A 16,619-nucleotide genomic window follows, 5' to 3' on the forward strand; every position below is an offset into this window, starting at 1 on the left:
CCCGCGAGATCGAATATTCCACCAAATCGACGCTAAATACGTTAATTAAAACTGGCCCAACATACATAAGATAGCGATCGAAACTGGCTTGGCACGTCGCCACGCCACCCTGCCGACCCCGCGCTGCACCGTCGTGCGCGCGCCGAACGACCTTCGATCCGAACCGACCATGCCCCGTCCCATCGTCGCCCATATCCGTCCCGACGCCGTCCGCCACAACCTCGACTTCATCCGCCGCACCGCCGCGCACTCACGCGTGTGGGCCGTGATCAAGGCCAATGCATATGGTCACGGGATCGAGCGGATCTATCCGGGCCTCGCGGCCGCCGACGGCATCGCGCTGCTCGATCTCGACGAAGCCGTGCGCGTGCGCGAGCTCGGCTGGGACAAGCCGGTGCTGCTGCTCGAAGGGATCTTCGAGCCGGTCGACGTCGAACTCGCCGACCGCCACCGGCTCACGGTAGCCGTGCACTGCGACGAGCAGCTCGATCTGCTGATCGCCGCGCAGCCGCAACGACCGATCGACATCCAGCTGAAGATGAACTCGGGGATGAACCGGCTCGGCTACCGTCCGCACCTGTTCCGCGCCGCGTGGGAACGCGCGGCGGCTGCACCGTCGATCGGCAACATCACGCTGATGATGCACTTCGCGAACGCCGACGAAGGCGAAGTCGCCTGGCAGCTCGACCAGTTCGATGCAGCCACGGCCGGGATCCCGGGCGAGCGTTCGACGTCGAATTCGGCCGCCGTGCTGTGGCATCCGCAGGCGCATCGCGACTGGGTGCGGCCCGGCACGATCCTGTACGGCGCATCGCCGACCGGCGCGTCGCGGCACATCGCCGATACGCCGCTGATGGCGGCGATGACGCTCACCAGCAAGATCATCGGCGTACAAACGCTCGCGCCGCAGGAAACGGTCGGCTACGGCCGCCGCTTCACGGCCGAGCAGCCGATGCGGATCGGCGTCGTCGCATGCGGCTATGCGGACGGCTATCCGCGCCACGCCCCGACCGGCACGCCGATCGCCGTCGACGGCGTGATGACGCGCGTGATCGGCCGCGTATCGATGGACATGCTGACCGTCGATCTGACGCCGTGCCCGAACGCCGGCATCGGCTCGAGCGTCGAGCTGTGGGGCGATCAGGTGAAGGTGGACGACGTCGCGGAAGCGAGCGGCACGATCGGCTACGAGCTGATGTGCGCACTCGCACGCCGCGTGCCGGTGGTGGTCGTGCCGCCCGGCGCGTCGGCAGCGGAGCCGGCGCTGCGCACCGGCAGCTACGGACGTTGACGAGCGCGGCGGCGGCGCGTTGCAGGTGCCGTCAGCGCGCCGCATACGGTTGCGGGCCGCATTGCACGCGGCGCGTGCGCGCAGCCGCCGCGTAGAGGCGCCGCGCATCGGCGAAGGCAACGCTGGCCCCGCACCGCGCCGCTCCCCTGCCCGCTACGAACGCCAGATCGGCTCGCGCTTCTCCAGGAACGCGTCGATTCCCTCGCCCGCATCTTCTTCCATCATGTTGCGGGCCATCACGTCGCCCGCATACGCGTATGCATCGTCGAGCGGCAGCTCGCGCTGCCGGTAGAACATCTGCTTGCCGTAGCGCACCGCCGCCGGGCTCTTCGCGACGATCTCCGCGACCTTGCGCGCGACGGCAGCGTCGAGCGCATCCTCCGGCACGGCCTCGTTGACGAGCCCCCACGCGGCGGCCGTCGCCGCATCGACGAAGCGGCCGGTGACCAGCATGTCGAACGCGCGCTTGGCGCCCACGTTGCGGCTCAGCGCGACGGCCGGCGTCGAACAGAACAGCCCGACGTTGATCCCCGACACCGCGAAACGCGCGGTATCGGCCGCGATCGCGAGATCGCATGCGGCAACCAGCTGGCAGCCGGCCGCCGTCGCGATCCCCTGCACGCGCGCGATCACCGGCACCGGCAACGCGCGCATCGCGAGCATCACGCGGCTGCATTGCGCGAACAGCGCACGGTAGTAATCGAGTTCCGGCTTGCCGCGCATCTGCCGCAGGTCGTGGCCCGCGCAGAATGCGCGGCCTTCGGCGGCGAGCACCACGCAGCGCGCCTGCGGGTCGGCGGCGATCGAATCGAATGCCGCCTGCAGGCTCGCGAGCAGTTCCTCGGACAACGCGTTGAACTGCTGCGGACGGTTCAGCCGCAGCGTGACGACGCCGTCACGCACGTCGTGCAACAGGATGGGTGCTGCCGAAGCGGAATTCGTATCCATGACGTCCCCGGTTGAAATGATGTCGATGCGATCACGCATCAATATAGTCCAACGGGGAAGCCCACGCCGCGCGGTCAGCCCGCGAGTTTCTTCAGCGCGTCGAGCACCGCGTCGCCCTTGAACGGCTTGACGATCCAGCCCTTCACGCCGGCCGCCTTGCCGCGCTCCTTCATCGCCGGGCTGCTTTCGGTCGTCAGCATCACGACGTTGACCGACGTGTTCGCCAGTTCGCCGCGGATTTTCTCGACCATCGTCAGGCCGTCCATGTTCGGCATGTTGACGTCGCTGATCACGAGGCGCACGCCGGGCGTCGCCTTGAGCTTCGCGAGCCCGTCCTTGCCGTCCACCGCCGTCGCGACGTCGAGCCCGTGATTGCGCAGGAAGCCCGCGACTTCGTCGCGCACCGTGCCCGAATCGTCGACCACCAGAATCTTTGCCATGCTTTCTTCCCCTTTTGCGTCGTTGCCGACTTCAATGTTCAAAACAGTTCGAGCTCGCCCGACTCGACCATCGGCCCGACGTCGTGCACCGTTTCGCGGAAATCCTCCGGCGACCAGCTCAAGCTGAATACGAAGCGCTGATCGAGCTGCACCGCGCGGCCCGACGCGCGGTCCGTCACGCGATACTTGAAGCACAGCTGCGGGCAGTCGCCGCCGAACGAGATGAACTTCTGCTTGTGATTGACGACGAGCGGCACCTGCACCGGATGGCGCGCGAGCGCGTCGGCGTCGCCGAGATAGCGGTCCTTGAACGCGCCCCACACGAGATTCGTCAATTCGCCGAGCACGCTGTTGACGTCGCGAAAATCGGGTGCGCGGCCGTCGTCGCGCGTGCCGCCGATCATGTCGAGCAGCGGCTGCTCGCTCGTCTGCAGCAGCATGTAGCCGCGGCACCACGCGCTTTCGAGCGCGATCAGGCTGAACACTTCGCCGAAGATGATCTGGTCGCGCACGATGCACGGCGTGTCGCATTCGATCGCCATCCCCGGAAACAGGCCGTCGAGGCGCGCCTCGGTGATCTCCGCGATGCCGCGCACGAGCGCGTTCGGGTAATCGCGGCCGAACAGGTATTCGTCGACGGCGCGCTTGAGCGGCGTCAGGTCATCGGCGACGTAGGCCGCGCACGCGACGCGCGCGAGCGCATCGGGCAGCCCGTCGCGCGACGCATCCGCCGCGCGGCGCAGGATGATCGGCAACTCGGGGCGCAGCGCGTCGATCTGCGTCGCGACGATCGCGCTCTCGGCCGGCGAGCCGCCGTAGTCTTCGGCGAGCAGGATCGCGCCGAGATCGATGTTCGAGCGCAGCACCTGCAACAGGCGGTTGCGGCGCACGGTCAGGCCCACGAGGTTGTGCTCGTCGCAAAAGCGCTTGATCGTCGCGGCATGCGCGCGGCTGTCGTCCAGCACGAGCACCTTGCTGACGGGTTGGTCCACGGTCATCTCGGATAATCCTCGGATTCGGTCAAAACAGTTCGAGCTCGCCGCCCGTGTCCACCGCAGCCGCTTCCGGCACGTGGAAATCCACCGGCGCGTTCGCGCACACGCAGAGCGTCGCGCCGATCCGCACGTCGCCGTCGAGCGTCACGTCGTACGCGGCCGTGTGAGCGGGATGCAGCGCGGCCAGGTAATCGACGCTCTCGCCGCTCAGCAGATAAGGCGTCGACATCCCGAGATCGGGAAATGGCGCGGTGAGCGCCTGGTTGATCGCGCCGCAGCACAGGTTCGCGACTTCCATGAACGCTTCGGCCAGCGGCCGCTGCGTGCTCGCTCCGGGCGTCGTCGCGGCGAAATGACGTTGCGTCGGCGCATCGTCGCGAAAGCGCAGCGCGAGCAGCAGACGGAAATGCAAGGCCGAGATCGTCAGCACGACGACCTGCTCGCGCGCATCGGGCTTGGCGCGCCGCTGGGTGCGCGACGGATCGTCCGGTGCGCGCCCGGCATCGTGCGCGACCGGCCGGATCTCGCATGGGCCGCCGCCCGCGAGCCGCGTGCGCGCCGCATCGAAGAAGATCCGCTCGAAGCCGGCACGCGCCTGCGCACTGATCACGCCGCCGCTCCTTCGAGCCGCGCGTGCAGTTGCGCCGCGAGCGTCTCGACGGTTGCCAGCGCGGCGGTGATCATCTTGCCGCCGGCCTGGATGTCCTGGAACGTCGCGGCCGTCACGAGGTCGTTGCGGTTCAGGCTGTCGCGATAGCTGTTCGACAATTGCTGCGAGCGCGCCGCCAGCCCGCGCACCTCGCTCGCGACGATCGAGAAGCCGCGCCCGGCCGCGCCGGCGCGCGCCGCTTCGATCGACGCGTTCAACGACACGATCGACACGTGCGCGACGATCGCCGACAGCTCCTGGTTCTTCGCGCGCATGTCCTGGTTCTGCGTGGTGAGCGAGATCATCTGCTCGTGCCAGCGCTCGAACGTGCCGGCCAGCCCGCGCAGCCGCGCGGCTTCGTCGGCGAGCTTCGTCGCGTGCTGCGACAGCGCCGCGCGCTCGGCCGCGAGCGCCTGCAGCGCGTCGCGCCGCTCGTCGGCGCCGGCCGTCTCGCGCGCCAGCGCCTGTTCGAGCTCCGCTTCCCGCTGCGTCCAGGCCAGCGCCGCCTGCGCATGCGCGGCGACGGCCGCGTCGGCACGCGCGTCGGCGGCGTTCAGCGCGTCGCGCAATGCGTGCGTTTCGCTCGCGATCGCGGCTGCGGAACGCGCGCGCAACACCCGCGCGACGATGAAGGCGATCGCCGCGGCCGCCACGCCGCCGCTCAGAGCGGCGCCGACCGGAATCATCCACGCCTGCACGTTCACTCCGCTGCGTCGACGTTCGCGATGCCGGCGCGCGCGTGCGACTCGACGTCCCGGCCGTCGCCCTCGGCCGCGAAACGCGCCGGCAGCGACACGATCGTCTCGAACGCGCGATACGACGCGCCGACGCGATCGTCGGTGAAGCGCAGCGCGATGTCGCCGCCGTCGCGCTTCAGAAAATTGCGCACCGCGTCCATCCCGACGCCGCGCCCCGACACTTCGGTCACCGCGCGCGCGGTCGAGAAGCCCGGCCGGAAGATCAGCTCGGCCACGGCTTCATCGGTCATCGCCGCGTCGTTGCCGGCGTCGATCCAGCCGCGCTCGCGCGCGATCGCGCGGATGCGGGCGAGCGCAAGACCGCGGCCGTCGTCGCGCAGCACGAAGCGCAGCGCGTCGCCGTCGGCGGCAACCGCGATGTCGATCGTGCCGGCCACCGGCTTGCCGGCCGCGCGCCGCTCGTCGGACGTTTCGATGCCGTGGTCGAGCGCGTTGCGCAGCAGATGCATGAACACGTTCTTCAGCGTCGCGCCGATCTCGCTGCGCACGCGCTGCCCGTTGCTGTCGATATGCACGACCGGCGCGGGCTTGCCGAGCTCGGCCGCGAGCGACGGCAGCGATTCGATCACGCCGCCCAGCGCATCGCCGATCCGCTGCGTGCCGAACTGGCTCAGCAGGCGGCGCACCGAATCGCGCGCGGCGAGCCAGTCGCTCGCGTTCGCGGGATCGGCGCCGTCGAGCATGCGCAGGCTCTCGCTGATATGCGCGCGCTCAACCATCAGGTAGTCGGCGCCGTCACGCGGCACCGGCTCGCCGTCGCGGCCGAGCGTCACCGCGTTGATCGTCGCGTAATGGTCGACCGCGTCGCGCACGCGGGCCAGGTCTTCCATCAACGCATCGCGGTTCCATTCGGGGCCGCCGTCCGCGCGGCGCAGCGATTCGTACGCCTGCTCCGCCTCGTGCACGATGTTGGTCAGGTGCTGCAGGCTGTACGTGCGCGCATTGCCCTTGATCGTGTGCATGTTGCGGAACAGCGCGGCGACGATCGAATGATCGGCGCGCTCGTGCTGGCGGATCATCCGCTCGTTTTCGCTGAGGAAGCCCTTCGCGCTGTGCACGAAGTCGTGGAACTTGTCCTGGCTGATCGACAGGATCTCGCCGATCATCTCGAGCCGGCGCTGTTGTTCGCCCGCTTGCGCGGTCAGCTCGCGAATCTCGGTCACGTCGCGCACGCACAGCATCAGCCGCACGACCGTGTCGGTGTCGTCGGTGATCGCCGACCAGCTCAGGTCGAGCCATTTCTCGCGGCCGTCCGGCATCCGCTTCGCGACTTCGTTGACGAGCAGGTGCTCGTTGAACGCGAAGTTCATGCTGTCCTCGCCGAGACACGCGTGCACGGCCGCTTCGACCTGCGAGCGCGCGTCGGCGCCGATGCTCGAATCGTCGAACACGAGCGCCATCAGGTCGCGGCCCGCGATGTCGTCGGTCTCGAAGATGGTTTCCAGATACGCCGAATACTCGCCGTGCACGCGCGCGCCTTCGACGACGGTCAGGATCCCCTGCTGCATGTTCTGCAGCATCGCCTGGATGTCGGCCGTCTTCTGCTTCAGCTGCGCGGCGTTCTGCTGGATCTTCTCGATCATCCCGTTGAACGCGACGATCGAGTGACCGATCTCGTCCATCCGCCCGACCGGCACGCGCCGCGTGAAGTCCTGGCTCGTCGCGATCTCGCTCATCATCGTCTGCATCCGGCTCAGCGGGCGCGTGATCTGGCGGTACAGCACGAAGCCGAGCGCCGTCAGCAGCACGACGACCGTACCCGCGACGCCCGCGATCGCGGTCGCCGTGGTCGCCAGCATGCCGTTCAGCGCGCTGATCGCGTCGTCCTTCTGGCGGTTCTTCTCGATGCGCAGCGTGTCGACGATCCCTTCGAGTTCGTCGCGATACTGCGCGACGTTCGCGAACAGGTACGCCTGCGCCATCTCCGCCTTGCCGTCGGCCTTCATCTTGACGGTGTCGTCGATCGCGGCGAAGTAGTTCGCGGCGCTGTCGCGCGCCTGCGCGACGAGCCCTTGCTGCGCCTGGCCGACCGCCGACTTCGCCTGCGCGTCGAGCGCGGCGCGCAGCGCCGCCTGCTTCGCCTTCAGCTCGTCGCGCGCCTGCGAGGCGGTTTGCGGGTCCGGTGCGTACACCAGCGTCATCGTCGCGATCTGGATGTTCTTCACGTCGGCGACGAGATCCGCCGACGCGAGCGCGCTCGGCACGATTCCCTGGGTAACCTGACGGACCTCGGCGGCGCTCTTGCGCGTCTGGTACACGGCGTACGCGCCGATCGAGGACAGCGCGATGAACGTCAGGACGACTAGCAGCGTAATGCGATGACGAATGGTCATGAGTACAGCTCCCCGCAGCGATCCGGCTTCAATCGCCCTCTGGTCTATTGAAAGAATATGAGCGGCGAATTATCGGGGATGGTGTATGACGGTCCGATGACCGGAAATCAATGGATCGTTGATGAAATTGCAATGATTAATTGCGCAGCCGAATTCCTAAAGTTCCGACGGAATCGGCCGTTAATCGTTATCCGGCAAGGGTTCGCCATCTCCTTTCAGCGCGGCGACGGGCGAATTCGGATATTCGCTTTCCATTCGTAATTCGGCAATTCAAATGGTGTCGATTCCGGCAGAACGCCTGCAAATCGTCGAGGTCGGCTGGCTGCCGGCCGGACATTTGGCGGCAGTTTTCCGGTGGCTGATTCGCAATACGCGCGACGCAGCGCCGGCCGCGATGCCGGACGGCATTCATTCCTGTCGGGAAAGGATCAATCACCATCCGGCGGTTCACGCTGCCGGCTGCGCGGCATAGACTGTCGGATCGTTTCGCTACCGGACCCACGCGATGACCGACGTTGCCCAGCTGACCACCGACCCCGAATCGGGCCTCCACTACCGGCTGCGCGCGGCCGTCGGCCGCCCGGCGGGCCGCCTGTTGCTGCTGCACGGCGTCGGCGGCAACGAAACCAATCTGCTGAACCTGGCCGATACGATCGACCCGCGCATCGAAATCGCGTTCCTGCGCGCGCCGCTGGCGTTCGGGCCAGGCCAGCATGCATGGTTTCCGGTGCGCTTCGGCCCGAACGGCCCGGAAATCGACGCGGCCCGCGCCGATGCGAGCCGCCTGAAGCTGATCGCGCTGCTGCGCGCGCTACGCGCGCGCGACGCCGCGCAGCAAGCCGCCGCGTTGCCGGTCGCGATCGCCGGCTTCAGCCAGGGCGGCATCATGAGCGCGAGCGTCGCGCTCACGTCGCCGTCCGACGTCGCCGCGTTCGCGGTGCTGTGCGGGCGCATCCTGCCGGAAATCGATCCGCTGATCGCACCGCGCGACGCGTTGAAGCCGCTGCACGCGCTGGTGATGCACGGCCGCTTCGACGACAAGCTGCCGCTCGCATGGGCCGACACGGCCGACGCGAAGCTGACGGCGCTCGGCGTCGCGCACGACACGTGGCGCTACGACGCCGGCCACGAACTCACCGCGCAGATGGCGGCCGATTTCAGCCAATGGATCGGTGCGCGGTTCGGCTTGAACTGAGCGCGGTGGGCCGGCCGGGCGCCGGCGCGCGCGGCCGGCATCGTCAGACGCTGCCCGCGGGATCGGCGGCGATCGGCGAGGCAGCCTGGGCCGCGGCCGCAGCAGCGGCATCGCGCGCCGCGCCGCGCTTCGCGAGCTTCCAGCCGACCACCAGCGCGAGTACGACGACCGGAATCATCGCGACGGTCCACGTGCCGCCGGGATAGTCGAACGCCATCAGCACCAGCACGCTGACCAGGAATCCGAGCGTGAGCCACGACGTGAACGGCGCGCCGGGCATCCGGAACGACACCGGGCTCAGCTCGCCGCGATCGACCGCGCGGCGGAACAGGATCTGGCACATCACGATGAAGCCCCAGGTCGTGATGATGCCGAGCGACGCCATGTTCAGCACGATCTCGAACGCCTGCGCCGGCACGATGTAGTTCAGCGGCACGCCGAGCGCGTTGACCGCGACCGTGACGAGGATGCCGCCGTACGGCACGCCGCGCGCATTCATCCGCGACACGAAACGCGGCGCCGAGCCGCCCATCGCGAGCGAGCGCAGCACGCGCCCGGTCGAATACAGGCCCGAGTTCAGGCTCGACAGCGCGGCGGTGAGCACGACCACGTTCATCACCGTGCCGACGTACGGCACGCCGAGCTTGCTGAAGAACGTCACGAACGGGCTTTCGTGGGCGCTGTACGCGGTCCACGGCAGCAGCATCGTCAGCAGCACGACGGAGCCGACGTAGAACAGCGCGATGCGCCACATCACGCTGTTGATCGCCTTCGGCAGCACCTTGCGCGCGTCGGCGGTCTCGCCCGCGGCGACGCCGACGAGCTCGATGCTCGCATACGCGAACACGACGCCCTGCACGATCAGCACGGCCGGCAGGATGCCGTGCGGAAAGATCCCGCCGTGATCGGCGACCAGATGCAGGCCCGGCATCTGCCCGGCGACCGGATGGCCGCTCGCGAGAAACACCGCGCCGACCGCGAGGAACAGCGCGAGCGTCCCGACCTTGACGATCGAGAACCAGAATTCCATTTCGCCGAACACCTTCACGCCGATCATGTTCATCACCGACACGATGCCCAGCGCGCCGAGCGCGAACACCCATTGCGGCACGTCGGTGAACACCGCCCAGTACTTCATGTAGATCGCGACGGCGGTGATGTCGACGATGCCGGTGGTCGCCCAGTTCAGGTAGTACATCCAGCCCGCGACGAACGACGCGCGCTCGCCCATGAACTCGCGCGCGTACGACACGAACGAGCCGCTGGTCGGCCGGTGCATCACGAGCTCGCCGAGCGCGCGCATGATCAGGAACGCGAACGCGCCGCACACCAGGTAGACGAGCGCGAGCGCGGGCCCCGCGCTCTGCAGGCGCCCGCCCGCGCCGAGAAAGAGGCCGGTGCCGATCGCACCGCCCATCGCGATCATCTGCACGTGGCGCGGCTTGAGCTTCTGTTCATAGCCGGCCTCGTGCGACGCGAACATCGCGTCGCGCTCGGCATCGCGGGGTTGCGCGCCGCCGGTCTTGGCCGGCGCGCGCTCGCTGACGTGCTTCATGGTGTGTCTCCGTTTCTTGATGTGTCGCGCCGCCGACGCGGCGCCGCGGGAACGGCGCACGGGCGGCCGGCGGCAGGCGCCGGCGCCGCGTGGCCGAAATCAGTAAGCGCGCGGGCGGATCAGCGCTTCGGGTTGCAGCGCGTCGTCGAGTTGCGCATCGGTCATCAGCCGGTGTTCCAGCACGACCTCGCGAATCGACTTGCCGCTCTCGTGCGCCTCCTTGGCGACGGCGGTGGCGCGCTTGTAGCCGATGTACGGGTTCAGCGCGGTGGCGAGCGCGACCGAGCGCTCCATCGTGTCGCGCAGCCGCTCGGGGTTCGCGGTGATGCCGCTCACGCAGCGATCGGCGAGCGTCGTGCAGGCCGCGCTCAGATGGCCGAAGCTGCGGAACAGCGCGCTGGCGATCACCGGCTCGAACGCGTTGAGCTGCAACTGGCCGGCCTCGGCGGCGAACGTCACGGTCAGGTCGTTGCCGAACACCTCGAACGCGACCTGGTTCACGACCTCCGGAATCACCGGGTTCACCTTGCCCGGCATGATCGACGAGCCGGCCTGCACCGGCGGCAGATTGATCTCGCCGAAGCCGGCGCGCGGGCCGCTCGACAGCAGCCGCAGGTCGTTGCAGATCTTCGACAGCTTGACGGCGATCCGCTTCAGCACGCCCGACATCTGCACGAACGCGCCGCAATCCTGCGTCGCCTCGATCAGGTTCGGCGCGGTGCTCAGGTCGAGGCCGGTGATGCGCCGCAGCGCGGCCAGCGCCTTCGCCGCATAGTCGGGATGCGCGGTGATGCCGGTGCCGATCGCGGTCGCGCCGAGGTTGATCTCGCGCATCAGCCAGCCGGCCTCCTGCAAGCGCGCGATGTCTTCGCTCACCATCACCGCATAGGTCGAGAACTCCTGGCCGAGCGTCATCGGCACCGCGTCCTGCAACTGCGTGCGGCCGAGCTTGAGCAGATCGGCGAACGCGTCGGCCTTCTGCGCGAACGCGTCGCGCAGGTGCGCCATCGCCTCGAGCAGTTGCTCGACCGCGAAGCAGGTCGCGATGCGGATCGCGGTCGGGTAGACGTCGTTGGTGCTCTGTGCGAGGTTGACGTGCTCGTTCGGATGCAGATGTTCGTACTGGCCGCGTGCATGCCCCATGATTTCGAGCGCGCGGTTGCAGATCACCTCGTTCGCGTTCATGTTGGTCGACGTGCCGGCCCCGCCCTGGATGACGTCGACCACGAACTGGTCGTGCAGGCGGCCGTCGCGGATTTCGGCGCAGGCGGCGGCGATCGCGTCGCGATACGCACGCGGCAGCAGCCCGAGCTCGCAGTTCGCGTCGGCGGCCGCTTCCTTGACCGCCGCCAGCGCGACGACGAGGTACGGCAGCGACGCGATCGTGCGCCCGGAGATGTCGAAGTTCTCCTGCGCGCGCAGCGTATGGACGCCGTAGTACGCCGAGTCGGGCACGTTTCGCTGCCCTAATAGATCCGCTTCGACGCGAAAGCCGCGTTCCGTCATGGTGTCCCTCCTGTTGTCTCGTTGCGCTGCCGAAAACGGCGGCGTGCACCGCTGTCCGACGCGCGGGATCGCATTCTATGCCTTTGCAGAGTGATGCTCGTTTCTGTATTATCGAAAGCGGTTTTGCGTGGAACGCAACAGCAGGAGACGGATGAACACCATGGCGAGAGACACCGGCATCGATCACCTCGGCGCGATGCGCGCGTTCGTGCGGGTCGTCGAAATGGGGAGCTTTTCCGCGGTGGCAAAGGAGATGCGCGTGTCGACGTCGACGGTCGCGCGCAAGATCACCGCGATCGAGGACGCGCTCGGCGTCGCGCTGCTGCATCGTTCGACGCACAGCGTGACGCTGACCGAGGCCGGCCACATCTACCTGGAGCGCGCGGTCACGCTGATCGCCGATCTCGACGACACGCTGCGCGTCGTCGCCGAGCTGAACGCGCAGCCGAGCGGGCCGCTGAAGCTCACCGCGCCGGTCGCGTTCGGCCGCCGCCATCTCGCGCCGCTGATCGCGCCGTTTCTCGCGCGCTACCCGACGATCCAGCTCGACGTGCGGCTCACCGACAACCACAACGATCTGGTCGCCGGCGGCTTCGATCTCGACATCCACGAGGGCGAGAACTATCTGGACAATCTCGTCGTCCACCGGCTGTCGCGCAACGACAGCGTGCTGTGCGCGACGCCCGGCTATCTCGACCGTTGCGGGCGACCGGCGACGCCGCAGGATCTGCAGCAGCACAATTGCCTGCGCTACGTGCATCCGGACGGCGATCCGCGCTGGGAACTGGTGCGCGGCGACGAGCGGCACAGCGTGCTGCCGGCCGGCAACCTCGTCACCGATCACTCGGAGCTGCTGCTCGACGCGACCTGCGCGGGGCTCGGCATCGCCGAGTTCGAGATCTGGCTGGTGCGCGACCTGCTCGCGAGCGGCCGGCTCGAGGCCGTGCTGCCGCGCTACCGGCTGCACAACAAGCTGACCGGCGACTACATCTACATCGCGTATCTGGCGAACCGGCGCAGCTCGGCGAAGCTGCGCGTGCTGAAGGACTTTCTGGCCGAACATCTCGCGCACATCGGCGAGCTGTCGGAGGTCGAGCTGATGAAGATTCGCGACGCGCTCGCGTAACCGGCGCGGCGGCGGCCGCGATCGCGGCCGTGCCATCGCATGGGCGGTGTCGCGCCAGGCATGCGGGCGTCAGGGTCAGCGGCATCGCCATGGTCCGTTCGGATACCGGGCTCCACGGCGTGTGCAGCGGCCGAGCGCTTTCCGCGCCCGGCGCGGCGGCTCGCGTCAGGCCGGCTGCAGCTCGAACGGGAAGCGCGCGTGCCCGATCTCGACACCCTGCGTGTTCAGCATGCGCGGCCGATGGAACGCGGCGAGCTGCGCGCGCTGCGCGTCGGTGCCGATCCCCAGCCGCTCGAGCAACTCGCTGACGACCATGTACAGCACGTCGATGTTGCCGTCGCCGATCTTGACCGAGATGCCGAGCGCGCCCTGCGCGCCGAGTTCGCGCGTGCGTGCGCAGGCGCGCACGCCGATCCCGTAGCATGCATCGGCGCCGAGCTTGCCGACCACCTGCCCTTCGAACGCGTTCATCAGCACCGTGCAGTAGCGGCCATCTCCGGCGACCAGCTCCGGATGCGCCGTCATCGCCCGATGGATGCGCGCGAGCGCGCGCACGCGATCGGTGGTCGCGACGCTGCCGGCTTCGACCGCATCCGCGCTGTCGGCGAGCGACGCGTAGAGACGCGCGAGCCGGTCGAGCGGGAATGCCGGGGTCGGCAGATTGCAGCCGTCGATCGCCCAGTCGACCTCGTCTTCGCGCAGCCCGCACGCGTCGGCGAGCACCTCCTTGACGCGCAGCTGCATCGGGTGCTCGGGCAGATGGTAGTCGGCGATCGCGGCGCCGAGCACGCGCGCGCCGGCCAGCATGCCGACGTGCTTGCCCGAACAGTTGCTGCACACGCCGGTAGGCGTGTAGTCGCGCTTGATCCACGAGCGGTACACCTCATCCGACAGCGGCGCATGGCCGCCGCAGCGCAGGTCCGACTCGTGCGCATCGACCTTCGCCAGCATCGCGCGCGTGCGCGCGATGTGCCGCTCCTCGCTGCTGTGCGATGCGCACATCAGCGCGATGTCGGCGTCGTCGAAACCGAAGCGCTCGGGCGCGCCCGTCTCGATCACGGACAACGCCTGCGCCGGCTTCGCCGCCGAACGCGCGAGCGTCACCCGGAACGGATCGCCGAACTGGAACAACAACTTGCCGTGCGCATCCACCACCGCGATATCGGCGACGTGCGTGTTCTCGATCGCATTGCCGCGGTACGTGACGACCGCTGCGCGTTGGGTGTCCATCTTCTACTGTCTCCTTCGTCGGGGCCTGATTCGCCGGGGCCCGTGCAACCGGTACGGCAGTGTATCGACTCGCCGTTCGAGCGCAGCGCCCACCGATGGAAAGCGGCTTTGCGCGATGCGCAAAGCCGTCGCCGCGCTCCGCGCCGTGAGTATGACGATTTCGTTGCGGAACAATACGATTGTTTACATATTTCCTACCGCTCCGTACAATCGCAATCACTAATGCGAATCATACGCATTTGTATTGACGTTTTCCGACACGACGGCCGCGGCCGGCCGTGTCGCGACGACGCGTCCGATTCACGCTACTTTCGCTGCCTTTCGCCATGTCCGTCCCGTTCAAGACGCGGCCTCGTGCCGTCGTGTCTGCACTCGCCTGCTCCGTGTTCCTGACGCCGCTGCTCGCGCGTGCGGAAACCGCCGCCGCTTCGGCCCCGTCCACGGCTTCGACCGATTCCTCCCGTTCCGCAGCGCCCGCGCCGTCGGCGACGCTGCCGGCCATCGCGGTGCAGTCGTCCGCGCTGTCGGACATGCAGGTGAAGCGTTCGCCGTCGTACAAGTTCACCGCGCCGCTGCTCGACACGCCGCGCTCGGTCACGGTGATTCCCGAGCAGCTGATCAAGGAGAAGAACGTCACCTCGTTCGCGGACGCGCTGCGCTCGGTGCCGGGCATCACGTTCCTCGGCGGCGACGCGGCCGCGAACCCGTCGGCCGACCGTCCGGTGATCCGCGGCTTCGAATCGCGCAACTCGATCTTCGTCGACGGGATGCGCGATTCGGGCGTGCAGAACCGCGAGACGTTCGCGGTCGAGCAGATCAGCGTGATCAAGGGTCCGGACTCCGTGTACGCGGGCCGCGGCTCGGTGGGCGGCAGCATCGACATCGTCACGAAGACGCCGCAGAACGACAACTTCGTCAACGGCAGCATCGGCTTCGGCACCGACGGCTACAAGCGGGCGACGCTCGACGCGAACCGCAAGATCGGCGACACGACGGCCGTGCGGCTGAACGTGATGGGCCACGACGCGAACCAGCCCGGCCGCAACGACGTGTACAACAAGCGCTGGGGCGTCGCGCCGTCGGTCGTGTTCGGGCTGAACACGCCGACTACCGTCACGGTCAGCTACTACCACATGAACTCGTACGACATGCCCGACTTCAGCGTGCCGTTCCGCGCGTCGGGTGGCACGCCGGTGCCGACCGATCGCGGCCGGTTCTTCGGGCTGAACACGCGCGACTACCGCTACGGCCAGACCGACACCGGCGAAGTGCGCGTCGAGCACCGCCTCAACGACGCGTGGAAGCTGAAGAACACGACGATGTTCGGGCGCTCGACGCTCGACTACGTCGCGACGAACCCGCAGATCCTCGCGTCGAACCCGAACCTGATCGCGTTGCAGGCGAAGAGCGGCAAGTACGCGCTGAACAGCATCGCGAACCAGACCGAAGTGACCGGCAGCGCGCAACTGTTCGGAATGAAGCACACGATGACGGCCGGCGTCGAGTTCAGCCATGAGCAGTCGCGCTACGAGGGCTATCTGGTGTCCGATGCCGCCGGCCACAACATCCGCACCGGCGGCCCGTGCTCGGTGGCCGGCAACTGCACGCCGCTCGCGGGCGGCTGGAACCCGAACATGCCGTGGACCGGCAGCATCGTGCTGAACGGCGACAAGGGCTTCCCCGGCGCGACGACGAACACGCGCACCGACACCGTGTCGGCGTACATCTTCGATACGGTCAGGCTGTCCGAGCGCTGGCAGTTCAACACCGGGCTGCGCTTCGACCGCTACGACACGACCGGCAAGCAGGCCGGCGTCGCCGACCTGTCGAATACGTCGAACCTGTTCAGCTACCAGTTCGGCCTCGTGTTCAAGCCGGTGACGAACGTGAGCCTGTACGCGTCGTACGGCACGTCGTCGAACCCGCCGGGCTCGAACGCGGGCCTCGGCGGCGGCTCGGACCAGATCACCGCGACGAACCAGGATCTCGCGCCCGAGCGCTCGCGCAACATCGAGGTCGGCGCGAAGTGGGACGTGCTGCAGGATCAGCTGTCGCTGACGTCGGCGCTGTTTCAGACCGACAAGACCAATGCGCGCGTGAGCGACGGGCTCGGCCATACGGTCAACGCGGGCAGCCAGCGCGTGCGCGGCGTCGAGCTCGGCTTCGCGGGCAACCTGACGCGCAAGTGGCGCGTGTTCGGCGGCTACTCGTACCTGAATGCGATCACGACCGATGCGGGCCCCGGCAGCCCCGGCGCGTCGGGCCTGCCGATGGTGATGGTGCCGAAGCACAACTTCACGCTGTGGACGAGCTACGACGTGCTGCCGCAGCTGACGCTCGGCGCCGGCGCGACGGTGATGAGCAAGACCTACGCCTCGGTATCGTCGACCGTGAAGAAGTGGACGCCCGGCTACGCGCGCTTCGACGCCGCGGCAACGTGGCGCGTGAACAAGACGATGGATGTGCAGCTGAACGTGCAGAACCTGTTCGACAAGCAGTATTACGCGAGCGCGTATCCGATCTACGCGACGTGGGCGCCGGGCCGCTCGGCGATGGTCACGCTCAACTTCTATCAGTAAGCGCGAGCGGCGGG

At 68.1% G+C, this 16,619-nt stretch carries 14 protein-coding genes; 5 read left to right on the top strand and 9 right to left on the bottom strand.

Annotated elements, in window-relative coordinates; translation table 11 throughout:
- The first annotated feature begins 169 nt into the window (after positions 1–169).
- On the top strand, positions 170–1,291 hold the full coding sequence (gene alr, locus AK36_RS06430) for an alanine racemase (protein WP_034193817.1): 1,122 nt from the start codon (positions 170–172) through the stop codon (positions 1,289–1,291).
- Positions 1,292–1,444: 153 nt separating this feature from the next.
- On the opposite strand, the gene AK36_RS06435 is transcribed toward alr, so the two are convergent.
- The 6 genes from AK36_RS06435 to AK36_RS06460 form a co-directional block, all read right to left on the bottom strand.
- Complete coding sequence (locus tag AK36_RS06435) at positions 1,445–2,239, bottom strand: enoyl-CoA hydratase (RefSeq protein ID WP_106919395.1); 795 nt, start codon at positions 2,237–2,239, stop codon at positions 1,445–1,447.
- 74 nt (positions 2,240–2,313) lie between these two features.
- Positions 2,314–2,679, bottom strand: a complete 366-nt coding sequence (locus AK36_RS06440) for a response regulator (protein ID WP_006765703.1) — start codon at positions 2,677–2,679, stop codon at positions 2,314–2,316.
- A 38-nt stretch (positions 2,680–2,717) separates the two neighbouring features.
- Positions 2,718–3,677, bottom strand: coding sequence for a chemotaxis protein CheX (locus AK36_RS06445; RefSeq protein ID WP_014725114.1), 960 nt, complete (start codon positions 3,675–3,677; stop codon positions 2,718–2,720).
- A 22-nt stretch (positions 3,678–3,699) separates the two neighbouring features.
- Positions 3,700–4,284 carry a hypothetical protein gene (locus AK36_RS06450; RefSeq protein ID WP_011881930.1) on the bottom strand — a complete coding sequence of 195 codons (585 nt, stop codon included), beginning with the start codon at positions 4,282–4,284 and terminating at the stop codon, positions 3,700–3,702.
- Positions 4,281–5,021, bottom strand: coding sequence for a methyl-accepting chemotaxis protein (locus AK36_RS06455; RefSeq protein WP_080938650.1), 741 nt, complete (start codon positions 5,019–5,021; stop codon positions 4,281–4,283). Before AK36_RS06455 ends, AK36_RS06450 begins: the two co-directional genes overlap by 4 nt.
- A gap of 2 nt (positions 5,022–5,023) precedes the next feature.
- Positions 5,024–7,414, bottom strand: a complete 2,391-nt coding sequence (locus tag AK36_RS06460) for an MCP four helix bundle domain-containing protein (RefSeq protein ID WP_045578128.1) — start codon at positions 7,412–7,414, stop codon at positions 5,024–5,026.
- Positions 7,415–7,688: 274 nt separating this feature from the next.
- Between AK36_RS06460 and AK36_RS06465 the strand changes: the two genes are divergently transcribed.
- The gene (locus AK36_RS06465) at positions 7,689–7,886 is read left to right on the top strand and encodes a hypothetical protein (protein ID WP_034193811.1); all 198 of its coding nucleotides are present in this window, start codon (positions 7,689–7,691) and stop codon (positions 7,884–7,886) included.
- A 33-nt stretch (positions 7,887–7,919) separates the two neighbouring features.
- A complete protein-coding gene (locus tag AK36_RS06470; RefSeq protein WP_011881927.1) occupies positions 7,920–8,609 on the top strand; it encodes an alpha/beta hydrolase in 690 nt (229 codons plus the stop codon).
- Between the two features lie 43 nt (positions 8,610–8,652).
- Here AK36_RS06470 and AK36_RS06475 read toward each other — a convergent pair whose 3' ends face one another.
- Positions 8,653–10,164, bottom strand: coding sequence for an amino acid permease (locus tag AK36_RS06475; RefSeq protein WP_034193810.1), 1,512 nt, complete (start codon positions 10,162–10,164; stop codon positions 8,653–8,655).
- A 99-nt stretch (positions 10,165–10,263) separates the two neighbouring features.
- The gene (gene aspA, locus AK36_RS06480; protein WP_011881925.1) at positions 10,264–11,670 is read right to left on the bottom strand and encodes an aspartate ammonia-lyase; all 1,407 of its coding nucleotides are present in this window, start codon (positions 11,668–11,670) and stop codon (positions 10,264–10,266) included.
- Between the two features lie 151 nt (positions 11,671–11,821).
- Between aspA and AK36_RS06485 the strand changes: the two genes are divergently transcribed.
- Positions 11,822–12,796, top strand: coding sequence for a LysR family transcriptional regulator (locus tag AK36_RS06485; RefSeq protein ID WP_011881924.1), 975 nt, complete (start codon positions 11,822–11,824; stop codon positions 12,794–12,796).
- 165 nt (positions 12,797–12,961) lie between these two features.
- On the opposite strand, the gene AK36_RS06490 is transcribed toward AK36_RS06485, so the two are convergent.
- The gene (locus AK36_RS06490; RefSeq protein ID WP_045578129.1) at positions 12,962–14,026 is read right to left on the bottom strand and encodes an asparaginase; all 1,065 of its coding nucleotides are present in this window, start codon (positions 14,024–14,026) and stop codon (positions 12,962–12,964) included.
- A gap of 326 nt (positions 14,027–14,352) precedes the next feature.
- Here AK36_RS06490 and AK36_RS06495 point away from each other — a divergent pair, with 326 nt between their 5' ends.
- On the top strand, positions 14,353–16,605 hold the full coding sequence (locus AK36_RS06495; RefSeq protein WP_045578130.1) for a TonB-dependent receptor: 2,253 nt from the start codon (positions 14,353–14,355) through the stop codon (positions 16,603–16,605).
- Positions 16,606–16,619: the final 14 nt, after the last annotated feature.

Source organism: Burkholderia vietnamiensis LMG 10929 (assembly GCF_000959445.1).
GTDB lineage: Bacteria > Pseudomonadota > Gammaproteobacteria > Burkholderiales > Burkholderiaceae > Burkholderia > Burkholderia vietnamiensis.

Coding starts and splice junctions, on each gene's coding strand:
- alr (WP_034193817.1), top strand. CDS start 170: ATGCCCCGTCCCATCGTCGCCCATATCCGTCCCGACGCCGTCCGCCAC.
- AK36_RS06435 (WP_106919395.1), bottom strand. CDS start 2,239: ATGGATACGAATTCCGCTTCGGCAGCACCCATCCTGTTGCACGACGTG.
- AK36_RS06440 (WP_006765703.1), bottom strand. CDS start 2,679: ATGGCAAAGATTCTGGTGGTCGACGATTCGGGCACGGTGCGCGACGAA.
- AK36_RS06445 (WP_014725114.1), bottom strand. CDS start 3,677: ATGACCGTGGACCAACCCGTCAGCAAGGTGCTCGTGCTGGACGACAGC.
- AK36_RS06460 (WP_045578128.1), bottom strand. CDS start 7,414: ATGACCATTCGTCATCGCATTACGCTGCTAGTCGTCCTGACGTTCATC.
- AK36_RS06465 (WP_034193811.1), top strand. CDS start 7,689: ATGGTGTCGATTCCGGCAGAACGCCTGCAAATCGTCGAGGTCGGCTGG.
- AK36_RS06470 (WP_011881927.1), top strand. CDS start 7,920: ATGACCGACGTTGCCCAGCTGACCACCGACCCCGAATCGGGCCTCCAC.
- AK36_RS06475 (WP_034193810.1), bottom strand. CDS start 10,164: ATGAAGCACGTCAGCGAGCGCGCGCCGGCCAAGACCGGCGGCGCGCAA.
- aspA (WP_011881925.1), bottom strand. CDS start 11,670: ATGACGGAACGCGGCTTTCGCGTCGAAGCGGATCTATTAGGGCAGCGA.
- AK36_RS06485 (WP_011881924.1), top strand. CDS start 11,822: ATGAACACCATGGCGAGAGACACCGGCATCGATCACCTCGGCGCGATG.
- AK36_RS06490 (WP_045578129.1), bottom strand. CDS start 14,026: ATGGACACCCAACGCGCAGCGGTCGTCACGTACCGCGGCAATGCGATC.
- AK36_RS06495 (WP_045578130.1), top strand. CDS start 14,353: ATGTCCGTCCCGTTCAAGACGCGGCCTCGTGCCGTCGTGTCTGCACTC.